The sequence below is a fragment of the Marinomonas sp. GJ51-14 genome (assembly GCF_055808695.1).
Map to the genome: position 1 here is coordinate 3,003,146 of NZ_CM147879.1, position 19,262 is coordinate 3,022,407.

A 19,262-nucleotide genomic window follows, 5' to 3' on the forward strand; every position below is an offset into this window, starting at 1 on the left:
GACTTTTAAATAGAAGCAAACACAATGAAATATCAATGGATCTTATTTGATGCGGACGAAACAATTTTTTATTTCGATAATTTCGCTGGTCTAAAAAACATGTTCACACGTTACGATGTGAGCTTTACTCAAAACGATTTCGATGAATACCAAAGCTTAAATAAGCCGTTATGGGTCGAGTATCAGAATGGAAAAATTAGTGCAGAACAACTTCAAACTCGTCGATTCAAGCATTGGAGCAATAAACTAAATATCAGCGCGAAAGAATTAAACTCTCAATTTTTAGATTCCATGGCCGAGATTTGTAAAACCTTACCCGGAGCAGATGAGTTAATAACGTATCTACATAATAACAACATCAAGATGGGTATCATCACAAACGGATTTGCTCAATTACAGCAAATTCGTTTAGAACGCACAGGCTTTCATTCGTATTTTTCACCTGTGGTTATTTCAGAGTTAGTTGGTGTCGCCAAACCGAACCCTTTGATATTTCAACATGCTTATGAACAAATGGGCGCACCAGATAAAGCTCAAGTTCTTATGGTTGGCGATACATTGGAGTCTGACATTCTTGGTGGCAATAACTTTGGTTTTGATACTTGCTGGTTAAATCATCATGACAAAGCACACACAAAAGAGATAACACCAACACATCAAGTCAAAGAGTTGAATGATTTGTTGATGTGGCTAAAAGACCAATAAATCAAACAAGTAAAAAGCTTGAGGTAGCTATATGTATCCATACTAATTCCGATAAATGTTATTATCGGAATTAGTATGATATTGTATTTCCATGTTGTTTCACTATATATGAAGTTAATTCACACCGTTATTCCTTGGGCTTAACACTTGATTAACTTTATGAGCCCTGTGTTCCGAACTTAAGATCTAGTTTTAATTTATGTTCTTTCTAATACATCTCTATCTAAATAATTCCGTTTTTTGATGTTATCAAGAAAAACATACTTTTGTATCATTAGATTATAGTTAAACTTGTAAGGTCAAACTTATAGTTTTAAGTATCGGTAGTTATAAAATAAAATGCTGTTTCAAAAATATGATTTATCAGTGGTCTTTTTGTCGTATTCTTTATAGCATGTAACTTAAACAAGAATAACAATACTGGAGACTGACATGCTAACCAATTTCAATAGCAACCCGAAAGATGCCAAACAATACGACACTACACGCCTAAGAGAAGAATTTTTAACCGAGGGACTCTTTGAAGATAATAGTATTCAATTACTCTACAGCCACATAGATCGCATTGTCGCTATTGGTGCCAGCCCAATTGATACACCACTTAAATTAAATGCCTTTGTCGATAATAAAGCTTTCGGTACGGACTTTTTTCTCCAACGACGTGAATTAGGTGTTATCAACCTAGGTGACAGTAAAGCTGAAGTCCGTACAAAAAAACAAAGTTATGTATTAGAGCCTTTGGATGGTTTATACCTTGGTAAAGGTGAAGAGGATATTGAGTTCGTTTCTCTAGAAAAAGGAAAGGTTGCTAGTCTTTATTGTCTAAGCGCCCCAGCCCATTATGAGCACCCTTCTAGACTTGTCACTAGTCAAGATGCTCGTAAAGTTGAACTTGGTTCTCAAGAGAACGCCAATAAACGTGTATTAAATCAATATTTGCATCCAGATGTACTACCTACATGTCAGTTATCAATGGGGGTTACTCATCTAGCTCCAGGTAGTGTGTGGAACACAATGCCGACTCATACCCATGAAAGACGAATGGAAGCCTACTTATACTTTAATATAAAACCGTCTCAACTAGTGTTTCATTTTATGGGAGAACCAAGTGAAACTCGCCATATTGTTGTGAGAGACAAGCAGCTTGTGCTATCCCCGAGTTGGTCAATTCACTCAGGATGTGGTACACAAAATTACAGTTTTGTCTGGGCTATGTTAGGTGAAAATCAAACTTTTGATGATATGGACTTTGTTGATATGGATACACTACGTTAATTTCCACTCTCGAACGTTACTAAAAACACATAAAAGCACCCACTATAAAGTTGGTGCTTTTATTAGCACTGAAATCACTCAGTTAACTGGGTGTTGCCATAATACAACGATTACGACCTTGACCTTTCGCTTCATAGAGAGCTTTATCTGCAGATGACAATATTTTATCAATAGATATTGAGTTATCAGTCCAAGCAGCAACACCAATTGAAACAGTAATATGCCCAACTGTTTCAAATAATTCATTCTCAGTAGCAATACGTAACCTTTCAGCGACTAGAAATGCATCCTGTAATTTAGCATCCCTTAGTAGCAAAACAAACTCTTCCCCTCCTGTTCTTGCCACCATGTCACCATCTCGACAAAAACGGCTCATCAGTTGCGTTTGTTGTTTTAAAACTTCATCGCCAGCGCTATGTCCATAATTGTCATTAACATGTTTGAAGTAATCTATATCAAGAGACAATATCGAAAACGGTTGCTCTAATAAAACAAGTTTTTTTAATTTAACTTGGAAGGCGCGTCGATTATATGCTCCAGTTAAAGGATCCGTTTCCGCATCTCGTTGTAATTGCCCTATCTGATTATGTAATAATTTTACACCGCTCAATATAGCTTTCTTAAGGCTAAGGCTCTCAACATACCAAGAGTTAATTTTTTCAATTTCTTCGCTTACATTAGGGTTATCAAGAGTTCTTACTTTGTCTGCCAATAATTGTAAAGGGCTAGATATAGCGCGAGCAAAGAACCAAATGAAAACAAAAACTGCAAATCCTATTGGCATAGTACGTAAAATAACTTTTTCCATAATACCTGTTAAGGGTATTAAGGCTGAATCCAATGGACTTTGAGTAACAATAATCCAGTCAGTACTAGGAATGCTTGCATAACCAGCTAGCATATCTATACCTCGACTATTATTGAGTACAACACCACCCTCTTGGTTAGTGATGATTTCATCGATACCATCATTATTAGTTACAAAATCACCTATCCTGTCTACATCAGGATGGTACAAAATTTGTTTTTGTTTATCGATTACATAAATATAGGAATCATTTTGATAATAATGCTGTCCTAATATTTTATTGAGAATATTAGGACGTTTTAGGTAAATTGTACCGCCAACGAAACCTAAATAATCACCTTCTGAATCAAATATAGGATTAGAAATAAAGACGAGAAGATTTTTTACTGCAGAAACAGAATGATAAGGTTTGCTAATTAACTCTCTTTTTTCATCAAGTGCTTCTAAACCACCAACAGAGTCTAAATGTCGCCCAAGAAGCCCTGTCGTTTCAGGTGTAACCGCCTTAATAAGTCCGTTTGCATCACTCACAACAACCGAGTTAAAGGAGTCAGTCTGATTTCTCAGCCTGTCCACCTCATCTTTTAAATGTGTGTTATCGTGTATTTTCTTGGATAACACATTGCTAGCATAGGATAGTTGCTGTTGAGCTGAGGTCAGAAAAACCTCAGTTGTATTTGACAGCTTACTAGCATAAGCGCGATTCACTTCTAGAGCTTGCAAAACCAGCTGCTCTTTTTGTACTTCATAATTTGAATAAAGACTATTAGCAAAGGTTAAAACTGTTGCCGATATGGCCAAAAATAGAATAAGCCTATTAAGCTTTAAAAAATTACGTCTCAGTTTGGTCAAATCGGTTTACCTATAATTTAGCTTGAAAAGTTTTAATTTCAGGAAGTTATGATCATTATAATGACTTTGTAGCATAAAAGACCAACGTTAGCGGATGTCTTTACCTTGCTATTTAATTATTTCTAGTCCCAAAGCATCATATCTTTAAGCATTCGGTCATCTGATAATTTTGTTTTTTTGCCTTATTTAATTGATTTATGACGATTTAACCAAACCATGATCAAAGCAAAAAAGGATAACAAAGCGGCCACTGTCGGAATCCAATCAAAACTAAAACCAACACTAATAACCAAACCGCCTAATGCAGCACCAATAGCATTTCCTAAGTTAAAAGCACCAATATTAATTGAAGAAGCTAAACCTGGAGCTTTTTCTGCAATTTTCATTACTTGCATTTGCAAAGGTGGTCCGCTGCCAAAAATAACCGTCCCCCATAACAAAATTGTTATTCCAGCTCCCACAACTGTGGTTGACGAAAAGCGGAACACAAGCAAGACTAATACCTGTAAGCCAAGAAAAATAAACAGCGCCATATCTGGCGATTTGTCGGTTACTTTGCCGCTTATATAGTTACCAAGTGTAAATCCGATTCCTGTCAACATCAGCATGGTTGCAACGGCATTATCTGATGCTTGGGCTAACGTCTGCATTATCGGCGTAATATAGGTATAAAGTGTAAACATTGAACTTGCACACATTACAGTCGTAGCAAATGCACGTAATGCAGCAGGTTGCATGATAGTTTTAAGTTCGCTTCTTACATTAGGTTTCTCTGCTCTAGGCATAGCTGGAAGGCTACGACTAATGCCAAATATGGCAACCAATCCCAATACAGCTGTCACTGCAAATGAAATTCGCCAATCAAATGTTTGTCCTAACCAAGTGGTAATAGGTACACCAACAATATTGGCAATAGTAAGTCCTAGAAAAATAGAAGCGACAGCGGATCCTTTCTTATGATACGGCGCCAGATTCATAGCAACTACAGCACCAATACCAAAAAAAGCACCATGGGACAGACTTGTGATTATTCGAGAAAATAACAGAGTCTCATAATTAATTGCCAGGGCAGAAAGCACATTGCCTATAACAAAAACAGCCATAAGAGCTAATAAAGAAGTTTTATGACTGTACCTAGTTAAATACAAAGTAATTAAAGGTGCGCCGATCATAACACCAATGGCGTAAGCGCTTATTAATAAACCTGCGGCAGGGATTGATGCACCTACACCATCAGCAATAACAGGAAGCAATCCCATTGGCATAAACTCAGTTGTTCCAATACCAAAGGTCCCAAGGGCAATAGCGAAAACACCCCACTGATAAGCAAGCATAACAACTCCGATATATGATTAAAGTGTACGGTAGGAAATAAGATTATATAAAACGACTATGTGCTATGGATTGAAAAGAACATAGGTTAAAACAAAATGAGCCAAGAGAATCCCCTTGGCTCATTTTTATGGCGGTATAGTACAACACTTAGAGAGCAATTACTTCCTCAAAAACATTTCATATAAGGCAACTTATTTTGCCTTTTCGATATTTTCTCTATGATGAGTAGGTAACCAAAACCAATAAATCACAAAAACAATGGCTGCTAAGCCTAAAAAATTAATAAACATAATTAAACTCCCTTCTCGTCAACAGTGTTTTTTGTAGGTGATATATGGAACAGCCTTAATCGATTGGCATTCATAACCACAGTAATGGAAGATAAAGACATAGCGGCTCCAGCAACAATAGGGCTCAATAACCAACCTGTAAAAGGAAATAGAATGCCTGCAGCAATAGGAATTCCTAAGCCGTTGTAGGCAAATGCCCCCCACAAATTTTGTTTGATATTTCTTAAGGTTGCCTTACTAATTTGAATAACATCAGCTACACCTTTCAAATCATTATGAATCAAAGTGATATCGGCGCTCTCCATTGCGACATCAGTTCCGGCTCCCATAGCAAAACCAACATCGGCTTGGGCCAAAGCCGGGGCATCATTTATACCATCACCAATCATACCAACCACTTCGCCTTGAGCCTGAAGTTGTTTCACCCAATTCAATTTATCTTCTGGCATTAACTGCGCATGGTAATCATCGATACCAAGGTTATTGGCAACAGACTTCGCAGTTTGAGGATTATCACCAGTCAGCATAACAACCTTCAAACCTTGTTTTTTAAAACTTGATATAGCCGCTTTTATGCCTTGTTTAATCGGATCTTCAATATAAAAAACACTAATCAAAACGACTTCAGTTGAATGTGTTTTCTCTGCTAAATAAACACGTGTGGCATTGGCATACTCTAAACCTTCAGTGCCATCCATTTCGATTGAGGCACCCTTTTCTTTCATTAAGCGTTCATTGCCTAAGTAATAGTTACTACCTTGATAGCTTCCTCTAACACCTAACCCCACTAATGATTCAAATTCATCAAGTGGAAGAGTCTCATTACTTTCAAGCAATACCTTACTGTGTTCTAAAAGTGCATCCGCTAATGGATGATTCGCACGAGATTCAAGTGAGTGAACGATTTGCGCTATGAATTTACTTTCATTATTTTGATGAGCTTGCTCATTTATTGCTTTCTTAGTCAGGATTTGTTTGACGACTTTGGGCTTACCTTCCGTAATGGTTCCAGTTTTGTCCAACAAGATAACAGTCAATTCACTGGCTCTTTGCAATGCTTCGCCATTTCGAATCAGACCACCGTATTCTGCTGCTTTACCTATGCCGATCATGGTTGATATAGGTGTAGCCAAACCTAGCGCACAAGGACAAGCAATAATCAATACAGAAATACTGGTTACCAACATATAAGAATAAACGAACTCACTTCCTAAATTAAACCAAACCAATGCAGTTAGAATCGAGATGATAATAACACTCGGTACAAAGACAGATGACACCTTGTCTGCAAGAACACTGATGGGTGGTTTTGAGTTTTGCGCCTTACTCACCATGGCGATAATTTGAGCAAGCAATGTATCCGAACCAATACGTGTTGCTTTGAATAATAAACTGCCTTGACCGTTTACTGTTCCTGCCGATAAAACGTCACCTTGAGTTTTTTTAACCGGTTCAGCCTCACCTGTTAACATGGATTCATTTACGGTCGAATCACCTTCCAGAATTTTTCCATCCACAGGAATTTTATCGCCTGAGCGAACACGTAAAATATCATTTATCTGAATGTCAGAAACACTAATACGTGACTCGGAATTGCCTTTTACTAAGGTTGCCATCTTTGGGCGTAGATCTAGTAGTCGATGCAATGCTTGGCTGGTTTTACGACGAGCACGCAGTTCAAGCGCTTGCCCAAGATTTATTAAACCAATAATCATCACGGTTGCTTCAAAATATAAATGATGTGCGCTTTCTGGTAATAGCGTAGGCGTTAATAAAACCAACATGGAATAAAACCAAGCGCTACCTGTACCTAATGCAATCAGCATATCCATATTAGCTTGATGGGATTTGAATGCTTTCCAAGCACCGACGAAATAATGTTTTCCAGCTCTAACCATAATGACGAAGGTCAAAAAGCCGATTAATAACCAAATAACCCTTTCAGTGAGCGAACTCACCATCATATCACCACCCAATAAACCATAAAGCATTAGTGGTATTCCAAGACCCAAACCAAGTACAGAAGATTGAATCTTATGGCGATATTCTTCTAAATCTTTTTTCTCACGATCCGCTTCACTTTTTTCTTCATCAAGAATCAAGCTGGCCTCATAGCCGACACTCGCTACGGCTTCAATTAGAGTCTCAAATGATCCTTCTGTAACTACTTGTGCCGTCCGGTTTGCAAAATTCACTTCAGCAGAAACAACCTGGTTTGAATCTCTTAATGCCTTTTGAACCGTGCTCACACAACTCGCACAAGTCATGCCTGTAATTGACAACTTATATTGTTTCTCTTCTGTCTTAATATTTGATTGTTCATTGGTAGGGTTTGTTGGTTTTACTGTGTTTAAATCTTCTTTTTGAGTGCGCTCATCATCAATGGGCGTTGATACTGGCTTATAGCCAGCATCAATCACAATAGCTTCAATTACCTTAGTAGTAAGAAAAGAAGTGACACTTAGTGTATTTTCATTTGGCACACCTGAAACAATAGCGTTTTGATCCTTATCTTGAATCGATGTACGTATTTTAGAAACGCATTTTTGACAAGACATCCCTGTTACATTCAATTTCCTTTCGGTTAGGCTATTCATAGTCTCCTCCTACTTACTCTCGGATTCTTTCTCTTCCCAATCTTCAATCAGGCAACAGATAGAATGGCCATCAGGTGTACCATCTGGCATTTCCTCCCAAGCTTTCAATGCGCCTTCCATTTTCAAAAGATGGGCTTGTAACTGCGCAATTTTTGCTTTGGTTTCAGGAACCTTTTTTTGCAATAAATCTCGTACCAACGGACAAGGTGAATCTCCACTGTCAGATTGCTCAAATATCTCTTCAATTTGTTTTAAACTAAACCCTAGTTCACTAGCCTGTCGAATAAAATTCAGTCTTTGTAATCCCAACTTGTCATACAACTGATAACCATTGTTAGGGTCGCGTTGAGCATGAATTAGTCCTAATCTTGTATAGTGTCGAACCGTCTCAGGTGTCACCTTGGCTCTTTTGGCCAGTTCACTTACTCGCATACGCTCACCGTTAAAATATCTAAATGACAGTATTAGTTTAAAACCTATTGGTAACACATAGGTCAAGCTTAGATGCAGTTAAAATAAAAATAGAGCAAAAAAAGCCGAGATAATAATCTCGGCTTTTCACTATTCTTAATAAATAACTACCTAATGGAGAGTTTCCTGATGGAAAATACTAGAGGTCTATCAATGCAGTTTTAATTTGGGTTTAACCACTTTGCCAATCTTCTGAGCGGCCATAATAACAGTCGCTTTGAACCAACCATGAATGGCAATAAGGTGAAGGCGATACAAGGAAACATAAACAAAGCGAGCAATACGTCCTTCTATGAACATAGAGCCTCCCATTAAATTCCCCATTAAATTACCAACAGTGCTATAACGGCTTAAATTTACCAAAGAACCATAATCTTTATAAGTGTATTCTTTCAATGGTTCGCTCAAGAAAGAGGCTTTGATATTGTCAAATACCAAGGATGCCATCTGATGGGCAGACTGAGCACGTGGAGGAACAAACGAACCATTTGCTTGTTTGCATGCACAGCAATCACCGATCACATAAATATTTTCAAATGTCGTTGTTTGCAATGTGCCTTTCACCAGAACTTGATTACTTTTCGTAGTTTCAAGCCCGTTAATATTAGCAACGAAATCTGGCGCTTTAACGCCGGCAGCCCAAATCATAAGATCTGCATCAATATTTGTTTCATCTGCCGTTTCAAATCCACCATCATAAGCTCGAACAACTCTCGTATCTTGACTGACGGTAACTCCTAGACGTTTTAATTCTTTAGTTGCTAAGAAAGCGATTCGTTCTGGCAATGCTGGCAGAATACGAGGGCCAGCTTCAATCAATTGAACATGAACACGTTTTCCAGACATTTCCGGCATACCATAAGCTTTCAACATATCAGCCACATGGAACAGTTCAGCCGACAATTCGACGCCAGTGGCACCACCACCAACAATAGCCAGCTTCAATTTGGCATCAGAACCTTCTTGATGAACTCGTAAGAATTGATTTAATAAGGCTTGTTGGAAACGTTCAGCTTGCTTGTGTGAATCTAAGAAATAACAATGCTCTGCCACACCTGGCGTGCCAAAATCATTACTGACACTGCCGACAGCCATGATTAAGATGTCATACTCAATGGTGCGCTCAGGTAAAACAATGTGTCCCATGTCATCAGATAGAGAATCCAGCGTCAAGGTTCTCGCTTCAGGATCAACGCCCATTAACGTGCCTAATTGAAACTGGTAATGATGCTTAGCCGCATGAGCTCGGTAATTGAGTCCATCGTTATTAATGTCTAAAGAGCCAGTAGCAACTTCATGCAATAATGGCTTCCAGATATGGGTTTGGCTTCTATCAATCAGTACAATTTCAGCTTGGTGTTTTTTACCAAATACATGGCCTAACTTGGTTACCAATTCCAAGCCACCTGCACCGCCGCCAACAACCACGATTTTTTTCATATGAACTCACCTAATAAACGTTGAATAATCTGGGAAATATTCAAAAAATACTTTCCAGATTCCTCAACAAAAAAATTAATAATTAAGACTATTTTGCTCTTTGTGCTAATAGTTTATCTAATGTATTAGCAAATGCCATACGATCCTGTTGACTAAATGTTGCCGGTCCACCCATTTGCACACCGGAAGAACGCATCTGCTCCATAAAATCTCGCATACCTAAGCGCTGTTTAATGTTTTCCTTTGTATAAAGTTCACCACGAGGGTTAATGGCCAAAGCACCCTTTTCGATAACATCAGAAGCTAAAGGAATGTCTGCCGTGACAACCAAATCCGTAGAATCAATATTATCGACAATATAATCATCAGCAACATCAAAACCAGAGCTAACGACTCTACGTTCTATCCATTTAGATGGCGGAATTGAAATAGCTTGATTAGCAACAAGAATACATTGAATTTCTGTGCGTTCGGCTGCGCGAAAAAGAATGGTTTTTATCACATTAGGACAGGCGTCAGCATCAACCCATAGGCGCATAGTGTTCCCCTTTTTTGTAGGGCATCATTATTAAACAGGCTAATTTTGAAATCCAGTGATGAATGTGAACAAACAGGTCACATATAAAAGTGACCTGTTAGTTTTCAATACTATTTTGAATTATTCATACGCATTTTCTACTTTTTGCATGTGTAGCCACCAAGCCACAAAAATGTAGCTCTTACATATTAGGATAGTTTGGTCCTCCAGAACCCTCCGGTGTTACCCAGGTAATATTTTGGGCAGGGTCTTTAATGTCACAAGTTTTACAATGAATACAGTTCTGAGAATTTATTTGAAAAATTGACTCGCCATCCGCTTCCACTACTTCATAGACACCTGCGGGACAGTATCGTTGAGCAGGCTCATTAAATTTCACCAAATTACTTTGAATGGGAATGTTGGCATCTTTCAATTGTAAATGACAAGGCTGATCTTCTTCATGGTTAGTGTTTGATAAAAACACAGAAGACAATTTATCAAAGCTTAACAAGCCATCTGGTTTTTTATACTCTGGAGCCTTATGACTATCAGCCAATTCCATACACGCGTAATCAGGCTCCATATCTTTAAAGGTAAAAGGCAAACGACCAGAGAAAAGGTTTTGATCTAGCCAATTGTATGCACCGCCCCAGAAAGTCCCTAATTTATGCATGACAGGAACAAAGTTGCGGGCTTGCTCTAGCTCTTCACCTAACCAAGAGTGGCGTAATGCGTCGTCAAACTGAGTTAACTCTGCTGGTGGCGTTTCTGTTTGTAGCGCATCGAAAACAGTTTCTGCGGCTAACATACCACTTTTCATTGCAGTGTGAGTCCCTTTGATCTTTGCTGGGTTTAACGTTCCAGCATCACAACCAATGATTAAGCCTCCAGGGAAACTCATTTTAGGTAAAGATGACCAACCACCTTTGGCAATGGCTCGAGCACCGTAGGAAACACGTTTTGCGCCTTTTAAATGCTGTGAAATAATTGGATGGTGTTTATAACGCTGAAATTCATCATACGGACTGAGATGAGGATTTTTGTAGTTAAGATCGACGATCAAGCCAACAACCACTTGATTGTTCTCTAGATGATATAAAAAACCACCACCGCCAGCTTCTTTGCCCAATGGCCAACCTGCGGTATGAATGACAGTACCTGGTTTACTTTGAGATTCTGGCACATCCCACAATTCTTTGATTCCAAGACCGTAATGCTGCGGTGCTTTGCCTTTGTCTAACTCAAAGCGAGCCATGAGCTCTTTGCCTAGATGACCACGACAACCCTCAGAGAAAATAGTGTATTTTGCTTTTAACAACATACCTTGCATGAAACCGTCTTTTTGCGAACCGTCTTCAGCAATCCCCATATCTCCCGTAATGATACCTTCAACCTGACCGTTTTCATCATAAGCAAGATGCGCCGCTGAAAATCCTGGAAATACTTCGACGCCAAGTTCTTCTGCTTGCTCTGCTAACCAACGAGAAAGATTACCAAGACTAATAACATAGTTGCCGTCATTATGAAGGGTTTTGGGAATCATCCAGTTACTCAATTGTTTTGAGCCGCTTTCTGAGTTTAACCAATGTAATTCATCCACATTAACGGATGTATGTAATGGCGCGCCCATTGCTTCCCAATCAGGAAATAATTCTGCTAAGGCTTTTTTATCAACCACAGCACCAGACAAAATATGCGCGCCGATTTCAGAGCCTTTTTCAACCAAACATACGCTGACTTCTTTTTCTTCTGCTTTGGCTCTTTGCATGATTCGACATGCTGCTGATAATCCTGCTGGACCACCACCAACGATCACAACATCAAACTCCATTACTTCTCTGTCTGTCATACTGCCTCCTAAAAAACGGCATTATTATTTTTATAAAGTATTGTGCTATTTATCTGTTAAAACTGCTTTCATCTAGATCATCTATAGATGACTGACCATGCTCAATGGACTGAAAATACGCGACGGCTCTAGGCAAAACATGATCGCAATAAAATGAAACGGACTGCGCCCAAGACCTTTGTTGAGTATTGTCCAAATTATTTTCATCCAGTTTACTGGCATGGAAAGCTCTAAGCTGTAACCAAGCACCGATCAAATAACCCATTAACATCATGTAGGAATAAGCCAAACCAGTACCTAACACTGGATTTTTTTGCATAGACGATAAACAGTATTGTGTTGCCTGTTTTGCTTGATCAAGAACCGCTTTCACTTTTGCAGTGTTATTACTGACTGCTGACTGTTCCCATTCGGCCACTTCTGCTTCAATTTCATCAAGCAAAGCTGTCATGGCTTTACCTTTATCTGAATGAAGTTTCCTTCCAATCAGATCAATTGCCTGTATGCCATTTGTCCCTTCATAAATAGGGAGAATACGAGCATCACGAGCGTGTTGGGCAACGCCTGTTTCTTCAATGAACCCCATGCCGCCATGAATCTGAATGGCTAACGATGCGACTTCTTGAGCTTGCTCAGTGATCCAACCTTTAACGATTGGTGTATACAAAGCCGTTCTTTCAATTGATTCTTGTTTCTGTTCGCCTGTCGCAAAGTGAGACAAATCATTTTCGACTGCGGCAACATAAATCAATGAGCGCATCGCATCGATTTGTGACTTCATCGCCATTAACATACGAAGGACATCTGGATGCTCAATAATCGCCGCTCTTCCTGATCGATCGGCCTTCATACCTTGCTTGCGTTCTTTTGCGTAAGACAACGCTTGTTGATAAGCACGTTCGGAAATAGCCAAACCTTGTAAACCAACACCCTGACGAGCATTATTCATCATAGTAAACATGGCTTTGATGCCTTCATTTTCTTGTCCAACAAGATAGCCTATGGCACCTTCTTGGTCGCCAAAACTCATGACGCAAGTCGGTGAGGCATGAATCCCCATTTTATGCTCGACAGAAACCACTTGAACATCATTTCGTTTTGACGGTTCGCCTTGTTCATCTAGAAGGAATTTTGGAACGATAAAGAGTGAAATGCCTTTTACGCCTTCAGGCGCATTGGGTAGACGAGCCAAGACCAGATGAATGATGTTGTCACTCATTTGATGGTCGCCCCACGTAATAAATATTTTTTGGCCTTTAATACGGAAGACATCACCATCAGGAGTCGCTTTGCTGGCAATAGCGGCTAGATCTGAACCTGCAGCAGGTTCCGTGAGGTTCATGGTTCCAGCCCACTCGCCTGCTAGCATTTTTGGTAAGTATTGGTTTTTTAACTCATCACTAGCATGGAGACTGATTGCTTCAATCGCTCCTAAACTCAATAAAGGGCATAGAGAGAAAGCAAGGTTAGCGGCTTGAACACCTTCGTTAACGGCTGTAGCAATATAAGAAGGTAATCCTTGTCCACCATATTGAGGGTCACCAGAAAGACCGATCCAACCGCCTTCTGAATAAGCCTTGAACGCGTCTTTAAAGCCTTTTGCTTCGTAAACCTCACCTGACTCGACCCGAGAACCTTCTTTGTCACCACTGCCGTTAATAGGTGCAATAACTTGTTCGGCAAGCTTTCCCGCTTCACCAAGAATGGCTTCTAACAGATCTTTGTCGATAGTATCTTCTAAATAAGGAGTGAGTCGCTGCATTTGAGCAACAGAAGACAAACTGAATAAAATGTCATTAGTAGGATATTGGTATTCGCTCATTTTTTATTCTCCGGTTAATTATCCGAGCGGATGTATACCTATAGAATGGAAAAATAAAGCAAATCTCTCAATGACAATTAAGGCCTATATTTCTAACAAAAACAATCAAGACCTGATTTTAAAAACCTAAACCCTATAAATCATGGTCGTTTCATCGATTTTCCGAATTTTAAATATTCCTCACTTTTTCGATATTCACCTGGTGTCATCCCTGTCCACTTTTTAAACGAGCGGAAAAACGCACTCGGTTCATCAAACCCCATTAATGCAGCGATGTCATTTATACTTAACCTAGGAGCATTCATGTAAGTAATCGCAGCCTCTTTTCGACACTCGTCTTTAATGTTCTGGTAAGACGTTTTTTCATCATTTAGGCGACGACGTAACGTAGAGACACTCATATTAAGTGCACTTGCCACTTCTTCGGCACTGGGCATTTCTCTTGAAAAGTCTTTACCTAACATCGCCATAACCTGTGATTTAAGGCTGTTGTCATTCTCAACCATCACCATTAGTTGGTAAGGCGCTGTTTTCAAAAAGCCTCTTAAACTGTCTTCTGTTTGGACGATGGGCATATCTAAGTAGCTAGCAGGAAAGACCAAAGCATTAGCATGCTGATTAAATTTCACTTCTGACTGAAAAAGGGTTTTGTAGTATTCAACATCATCCGGTCTTTCGCTGGTAAAGTACGCCGCTTTTAAGCTCAAACGGCGACCTATCAGCCAACAAATAAAATGATGCCACATTGAAAGTGTCGTTCTGAGCTGTTCTTTAGACTCAGGGGTAACCAGAGAATTAACATCTCCGGCTGATGCATCAATAGGAGCAAATGTCACCAAAGCAAATCGTCCCTTTTTAATCAATACCGGTTTAACGGTTGGACCTCTGCAAATTTCATAAAAATCGCTACAGCGATATAGAGCATGGGCTAAGCTTTTCGCATGAATAATACAAAGACACATCATTCGAAAAGTACCATTTGGCACCTTACCACCACTCAACATACCAAACGATTCATCTTGCATTAGCCACATGATTTTTTGATAAAGCATGCCATATCGATATGCTGAAAATGAATCGTTTTGTTCTATTTCATCTTGTGTTATCTCCAGGCTCTCAAGTACTGCTTGGCGATCTAGGCCTTGGTCTTCAACTGCTTTTAATAGATAGCGGACACTCGACATAGGAACAGAAGCTTTCAAATTCATCACCTTATATTTAAGTCACTCAGACCTGAATGATGTTAATAGATATTTTATGTATGGTGTTTTTTTAACATAAAAAAAGGCTGCAGATGCAGCCTTTTTTATTTTACATTTATTTGATCAATTTTCTTCTGTAAAGGCAGACAACAACTCATCAACTGATAAATCTTCACTTTCTGTGTTGCTTGCTTGCTCTGCAAGTGCTTTTTCCTGCTCTTCTTTTTCATTAACAGGCTTAACGAATACAAAACGACGCGGTCTTACAGCTGGACCTGCTTCCGGTTTTGGTGGAAGCAATCCTAATCTTTCAAGTTTTTTGTGTGATTGTTCTTTACGTTCCTTGGATTTTTTTGTTGCAAAACGACGAGTCGATGAAGCTTTACGAGCTTTATTTTGCTCCTTCATCATCTCTTTTGAACCAGTTTTTCCAAGTTTTCCGCGCATACTGCGCGATTTTTTAGCACGAGCCATAATATCCTCTCTTTATCGCGCGCATTGTAGCAGCGAATTCGAGCTAGGTCATCTAGCAAGGCACGAATAAGCCTTCTATTCTAAGTCTTTCAGAAAAATGCCACAAAGACTTCACTTGAGGACTTATCATTAACAGTTTGCTTTAAACTCTCTATGCCCTAGCTTTCTTTGATTACCTGCAGCACTAATCCATTTTCTAATTTCTGACGTATCTCCAGATTGTAGAGCGACTTCAAGATTTTTAAATATTGTAATAGATTCATCAATAACCGCTATAAACTCCTTTTTTTGAGTTTCTAACAAGTTACCTTCCAAACCTTCTGCTTTAAATTTGTATGGAGTTTCTGTACGAGCTTTCTCAAAAAATGTAATAAGAGTATCGAGATGCTTAGAAGCGGACTCATTGTCACCAGATTTTATATCAGAAGACATTGCCCACATTTCATCTTTGATATTTTCCATGTAGCCATGCAATGTAGTTTCATTACAGGCTTCGTTTGCATAAACGCCAGATGAAAAAGCCAAACTAACAATCGTAGCAACAAGAAACTTTTTATTCATAACAACACCCCAGATTACAAAAAATATTTTTTAGACTTTATTGTTTCTAATTATGCCATCTAAAATAACATGCTCTCTACAAAAACACCCTCTATCTTATAAGGTTACTTTTTTAAATCTTGTCGATTTACTTACCTTAAATGATATTATGGTAAAGGGTTGGTTTATAGGTTAGCCAGTCTGATTCTAGAAATTCACAGCAGAATAACTTGGAGTTAAACATTTTTCATTTTAAACGCTATTTGCTAATTACCCTTTGTTTAAGCGTAAGTAACTTAACTTTTGCCGAATGCGATGATTTTAATGCAAAAATAGCATCAGACAAAAGTGCTGAAAAATACCTGGGTGGTAAGACCTTTAAAAGAGCACTTGTTCTAAAGAAGCACTTACCAAGTAAAAGAAAAGAGGTCGCCAGCTATATTTATGTAAAAGCAGACGATCTCTATTACACTGTCTACTCTCTTATAAATTCTCAGTGTAAAGCGGAAATAATCAAAAGAACTAATGGAAAACACTAGGACTATTACTCCTAGTGCACACATTATTTTTCTGCTTTTTTTCTGTCTCAGACTTACCTGTTTCTGAAGTGTCTTCTGAATCGTCCTCTTCTTCATCTTCTTCACCTAGTTTAGATATCTCTTCTAGGCGCTCAATAACTCTTGCTGACAAAGTATTTTCAGGATAATCACCCTCTTCATTTGCAACACCTGGTTCAATTCCAGTTAATAGATGCAAAGCTTCATCGGCTGTTGAAATAGCATACACATGAAACATACCTGTTTTTACAGATTCAATAATGTCATCATTAAGCATTAAGTTATTGGCATTAGATTTAGGAATAATGACACCTTGTGTTCCAGTAAGTCCACGTGCGTTACAAACATTGAAGAAGCCTTCAATTTTCTCATTAACACCACCAATAGCTTGGATTTCACCGTATTGATTTAAAGAACCTGTAATAGCTAGATCTTGTCGTAGTGGTACTTGAATTAAAGCAGATAATAAACAACATAACTCTGCTGTAGATGCACTGTCACCATCGATATAACCATAGCTCTGCTCCATAGCAATAGATGCAGATATATCTAATGGAAAGCGTTGAGCATATTTATTGCCAAGGTAACCAGACAGAATTAAAACACCTTTTGAATGTATGTTCTGACCAAGGTTTGATTCTCTCTCAATATCTATAATGCCTTTACCACCAGGGTAAACCGTCGTAGAAATACGAGCTGGCGCGCCAAAACTACTATCACCGATTTGCATAACGGTTAAACCGTTGATTTTACCAACCGCAAAACCTTCGCTTTCTAAAAGCACTGTACCTTCGATGATTTCTTCAATGATTTTTTCACTCACTCGACCGGTACGATGTTTCTTCGCAGTAAGCGCACGAGTAATATGCTCTGCAGTAATTTCGTCTTCTTTCGCCATTTGACGGACAAAGTCAGCTTCACCAAGTAACTCAAACACATCGCCTATTTTTGCAGCCATTTCTCGTTGATGCTCAGCTAAACGACTACTGTACTCAATAAGTGCTGCAACACCGTCACGAGTCACATTCGCGTATTCTTCTTTATCAACTCGGTCTTTCATCAAGCGAGCAAAGGAAAATTCAGATTCTTTTGAGCGCTTCAACGTGTCATCAAAATCCACTAAAACGCGAAACATTTCTTGGAAATCAGGGTCAGCATCTTGAAGTAAATAATAAATATCACGAGCACCAATCAGTACAACTTTCACCTGTAAAGGCAAATCCTGTGGCGAGAGAGTCATGGTATTCATTAATCCCATGTCTGCGTAGGGATGCTCAATTTTCAACGTTTTACTTTTTAATGCTCGTTTTAGTGCTTCCCATAAATAATGGTCAGTGAGCAGTTTTTCAGCATCAAGAATTAAATAACCGCCATTTGCCGCATGTAAACTACCAGAGCGAATTAAACGATAACTGGTGACCAACATACCTTGATCACTGCTGTGTTCGACTTGACCAAATAAATTACGATAAGTTGGATGTGGCTCGTAAACGACAGGCTGACCACTATCTGTTTCGTGAGTGATGGCAATATTAGGTAAATATAAATCCTCATAGAACTGACGTCGGCCAATTTCATCTCGATTTTCAGATGCTTTATCATCGGCCATTTGATCTATGATGATTTTGTCTAAATCTGCCCTTAACTCTGTAAGGTGTTTAAAAATATCCACGTTGTCTTGATATTTTTCAAATAATCCAGAGATCAAAGGATCAAGCGCTTCTTTTACCGTATCTAAATTCAGCTGACGAATTTGATCATATGTAGCACGCTTCCATTGAGGTAAGCCAAGTAACTCTTCATTCAGCAAACCTTCCAATGTTGAAACGCCCTCTTGGAAGGCGTCTCGTTCGTCGTCAGACAAAGCTGCAAATTCATTTTCCTCTAAAGCTTTTCCGTCTTTCATTGGGGCAAAACTAACGGATGAGGCATCTCGGAACATGGCTACACCAATTTTTCCTGATACGCGCTCAACTTTATTAATAGCGGCTTCGTACTTTTCATTGAATGCACGATCTATAACGCTTTTCTGCTGTTGATAAGAGGCATTTTCAAACGCCGCAGGGAATGTTGTCATCAACCCGTCAATCAAGGTGCGGATTTCTTTTTCAAACTCAGAGGCTAAACCAGGTTCAAACTCAATCGCTTTTGGCCGATGACTTTCATTAAAGTTATTAACATAAGCCCATTCATTAGGAGCTGGACGGCGCTTTGCTTCACTTTTAAGATAGTTCAAAACATATGAAGAGCGTCCGGTTCCCGAATCTCCCATAGCAAATATATTGTAGCCAGGTCGCTGCATAGCAACACCAAATTGAATGGCTTCAACGGCCCGCTCTTGCCCTAAAATACCGCTAAGAGGCTCAATATCATTTAATGTATTGAAAGGTAAATGATCGTCGGGCACTTTTGCAGCAAGCGCTTGATATGGTAGAGAGGTAACCATGTTGGACATCAATGGGATTCCTTTTGTCTAACAAGCCAGACAATGAATAGGCTTGCGAAAGAAGTATCTCTTCTTTCAA

At 39.0% G+C, this 19,262-nt stretch carries 14 protein-coding genes; 2 read left to right on the forward strand and 12 right to left on the reverse strand.

The genetic code is table 11. From position 1 onward, the window contains the following. Window positions 1-24 precede the first annotated feature (24 nt). Both yjjG and kduI read left to right on the forward strand, forming a co-directional pair. Window positions 25-705: a pyrimidine 5'-nucleotidase gene (yjjG, locus tag AC0L3Y_RS14355; RefSeq protein ID WP_473465181.1), complete on the forward strand. Its 681-nt coding sequence runs from the start codon at window positions 25-27 to the stop codon at window positions 703-705. A gap of 432 nt (window positions 706-1,137) precedes the next feature. Then, complete coding sequence (gene kduI / locus AC0L3Y_RS14360) at window positions 1,138-1,980, forward strand: 5-dehydro-4-deoxy-D-glucuronate isomerase (protein WP_473465186.1); 843 nt, start codon at window positions 1,138-1,140, stop codon at window positions 1,978-1,980. 82 nt (window positions 1,981-2,062) lie between these two features. Here kduI and AC0L3Y_RS14365 read toward each other — a convergent pair whose 3' ends face one another. From AC0L3Y_RS14365 to AC0L3Y_RS14420, 12 genes are all read right to left on the reverse strand, one after another. Then, window positions 2,063-3,496: a sensor domain-containing diguanylate cyclase gene (locus tag AC0L3Y_RS14365; protein WP_473465190.1), complete on the reverse strand. Its 1,434-nt coding sequence runs from the start codon at window positions 3,494-3,496 to the stop codon at window positions 2,063-2,065. A gap of 326 nt (window positions 3,497-3,822) precedes the next feature. Then, window positions 3,823-4,974, reverse strand: coding sequence for an MFS transporter (locus tag AC0L3Y_RS14370; protein WP_473465193.1), 1,152 nt, complete (start codon window positions 4,972-4,974; stop codon window positions 3,823-3,825). A 293-nt stretch (window positions 4,975-5,267) separates the two neighbouring features. Beyond that, window positions 5,268-7,862 carry a heavy metal translocating P-type ATPase gene (locus AC0L3Y_RS14375; protein ID WP_473465196.1) on the reverse strand — a complete coding sequence of 865 codons (2,595 nt, stop codon included), beginning with the start codon at window positions 7,860-7,862 and terminating at the stop codon, window positions 5,268-5,270. 9 nt (window positions 7,863-7,871) lie between these two features. After that, complete coding sequence (locus AC0L3Y_RS14380) at window positions 7,872-8,294, reverse strand: MerR family transcriptional regulator (RefSeq protein WP_473465200.1); 423 nt, start codon at window positions 8,292-8,294, stop codon at window positions 7,872-7,874. 189 nt (window positions 8,295-8,483) lie between these two features. Continuing rightward, window positions 8,484-9,773 (reverse strand): NAD(P)/FAD-dependent oxidoreductase, encoded by a 1,290-nt coding sequence (locus AC0L3Y_RS14385; protein ID WP_473465205.1) that lies wholly within the window; start codon window positions 9,771-9,773, stop codon window positions 8,484-8,486. 88 nt (window positions 9,774-9,861) lie between these two features. Next, window positions 9,862-10,311, reverse strand: a complete 450-nt coding sequence (locus tag AC0L3Y_RS14390; protein ID WP_473465208.1) for a YaiI/YqxD family protein — start codon at window positions 10,309-10,311, stop codon at window positions 9,862-9,864. 181 nt (window positions 10,312-10,492) lie between these two features. Next, window positions 10,493-12,142, reverse strand: a complete 1,650-nt coding sequence (locus tag AC0L3Y_RS14395; protein ID WP_473465211.1) for an electron transfer flavoprotein-ubiquinone oxidoreductase — start codon at window positions 12,140-12,142, stop codon at window positions 10,493-10,495. A gap of 49 nt (window positions 12,143-12,191) precedes the next feature. Continuing rightward, entirely contained in the window at window positions 12,192-13,964 is a 1,773-nt protein-coding gene (locus tag AC0L3Y_RS14400; RefSeq protein WP_473465214.1) for an acyl-CoA dehydrogenase, read from the reverse strand. A gap of 140 nt (window positions 13,965-14,104) precedes the next feature. Then, on the reverse strand, window positions 14,105-15,172 hold the full coding sequence (locus AC0L3Y_RS14405; RefSeq protein ID WP_473470635.1) for an AraC family transcriptional regulator: 1,068 nt from the start codon (window positions 15,170-15,172) through the stop codon (window positions 14,105-14,107). 117 nt (window positions 15,173-15,289) lie between these two features. Beyond that, entirely contained in the window at window positions 15,290-15,640 is a 351-nt protein-coding gene (locus AC0L3Y_RS14410; protein WP_473465218.1) for a hypothetical protein, read from the reverse strand. 129 nt (window positions 15,641-15,769) lie between these two features. Further along, window positions 15,770-16,201: a cytochrome b562 gene (locus AC0L3Y_RS14415; protein WP_473465221.1), complete on the reverse strand. Its 432-nt coding sequence runs from the start codon at window positions 16,199-16,201 to the stop codon at window positions 15,770-15,772. Window positions 16,202-16,702: 501 nt separating this feature from the next. Next, complete coding sequence (locus AC0L3Y_RS14420) at window positions 16,703-19,192, reverse strand: Lon protease family protein (protein WP_473465224.1); 2,490 nt, start codon at window positions 19,190-19,192, stop codon at window positions 16,703-16,705. Between the last annotated feature and the right edge of the window lie 70 nt (window positions 19,193-19,262).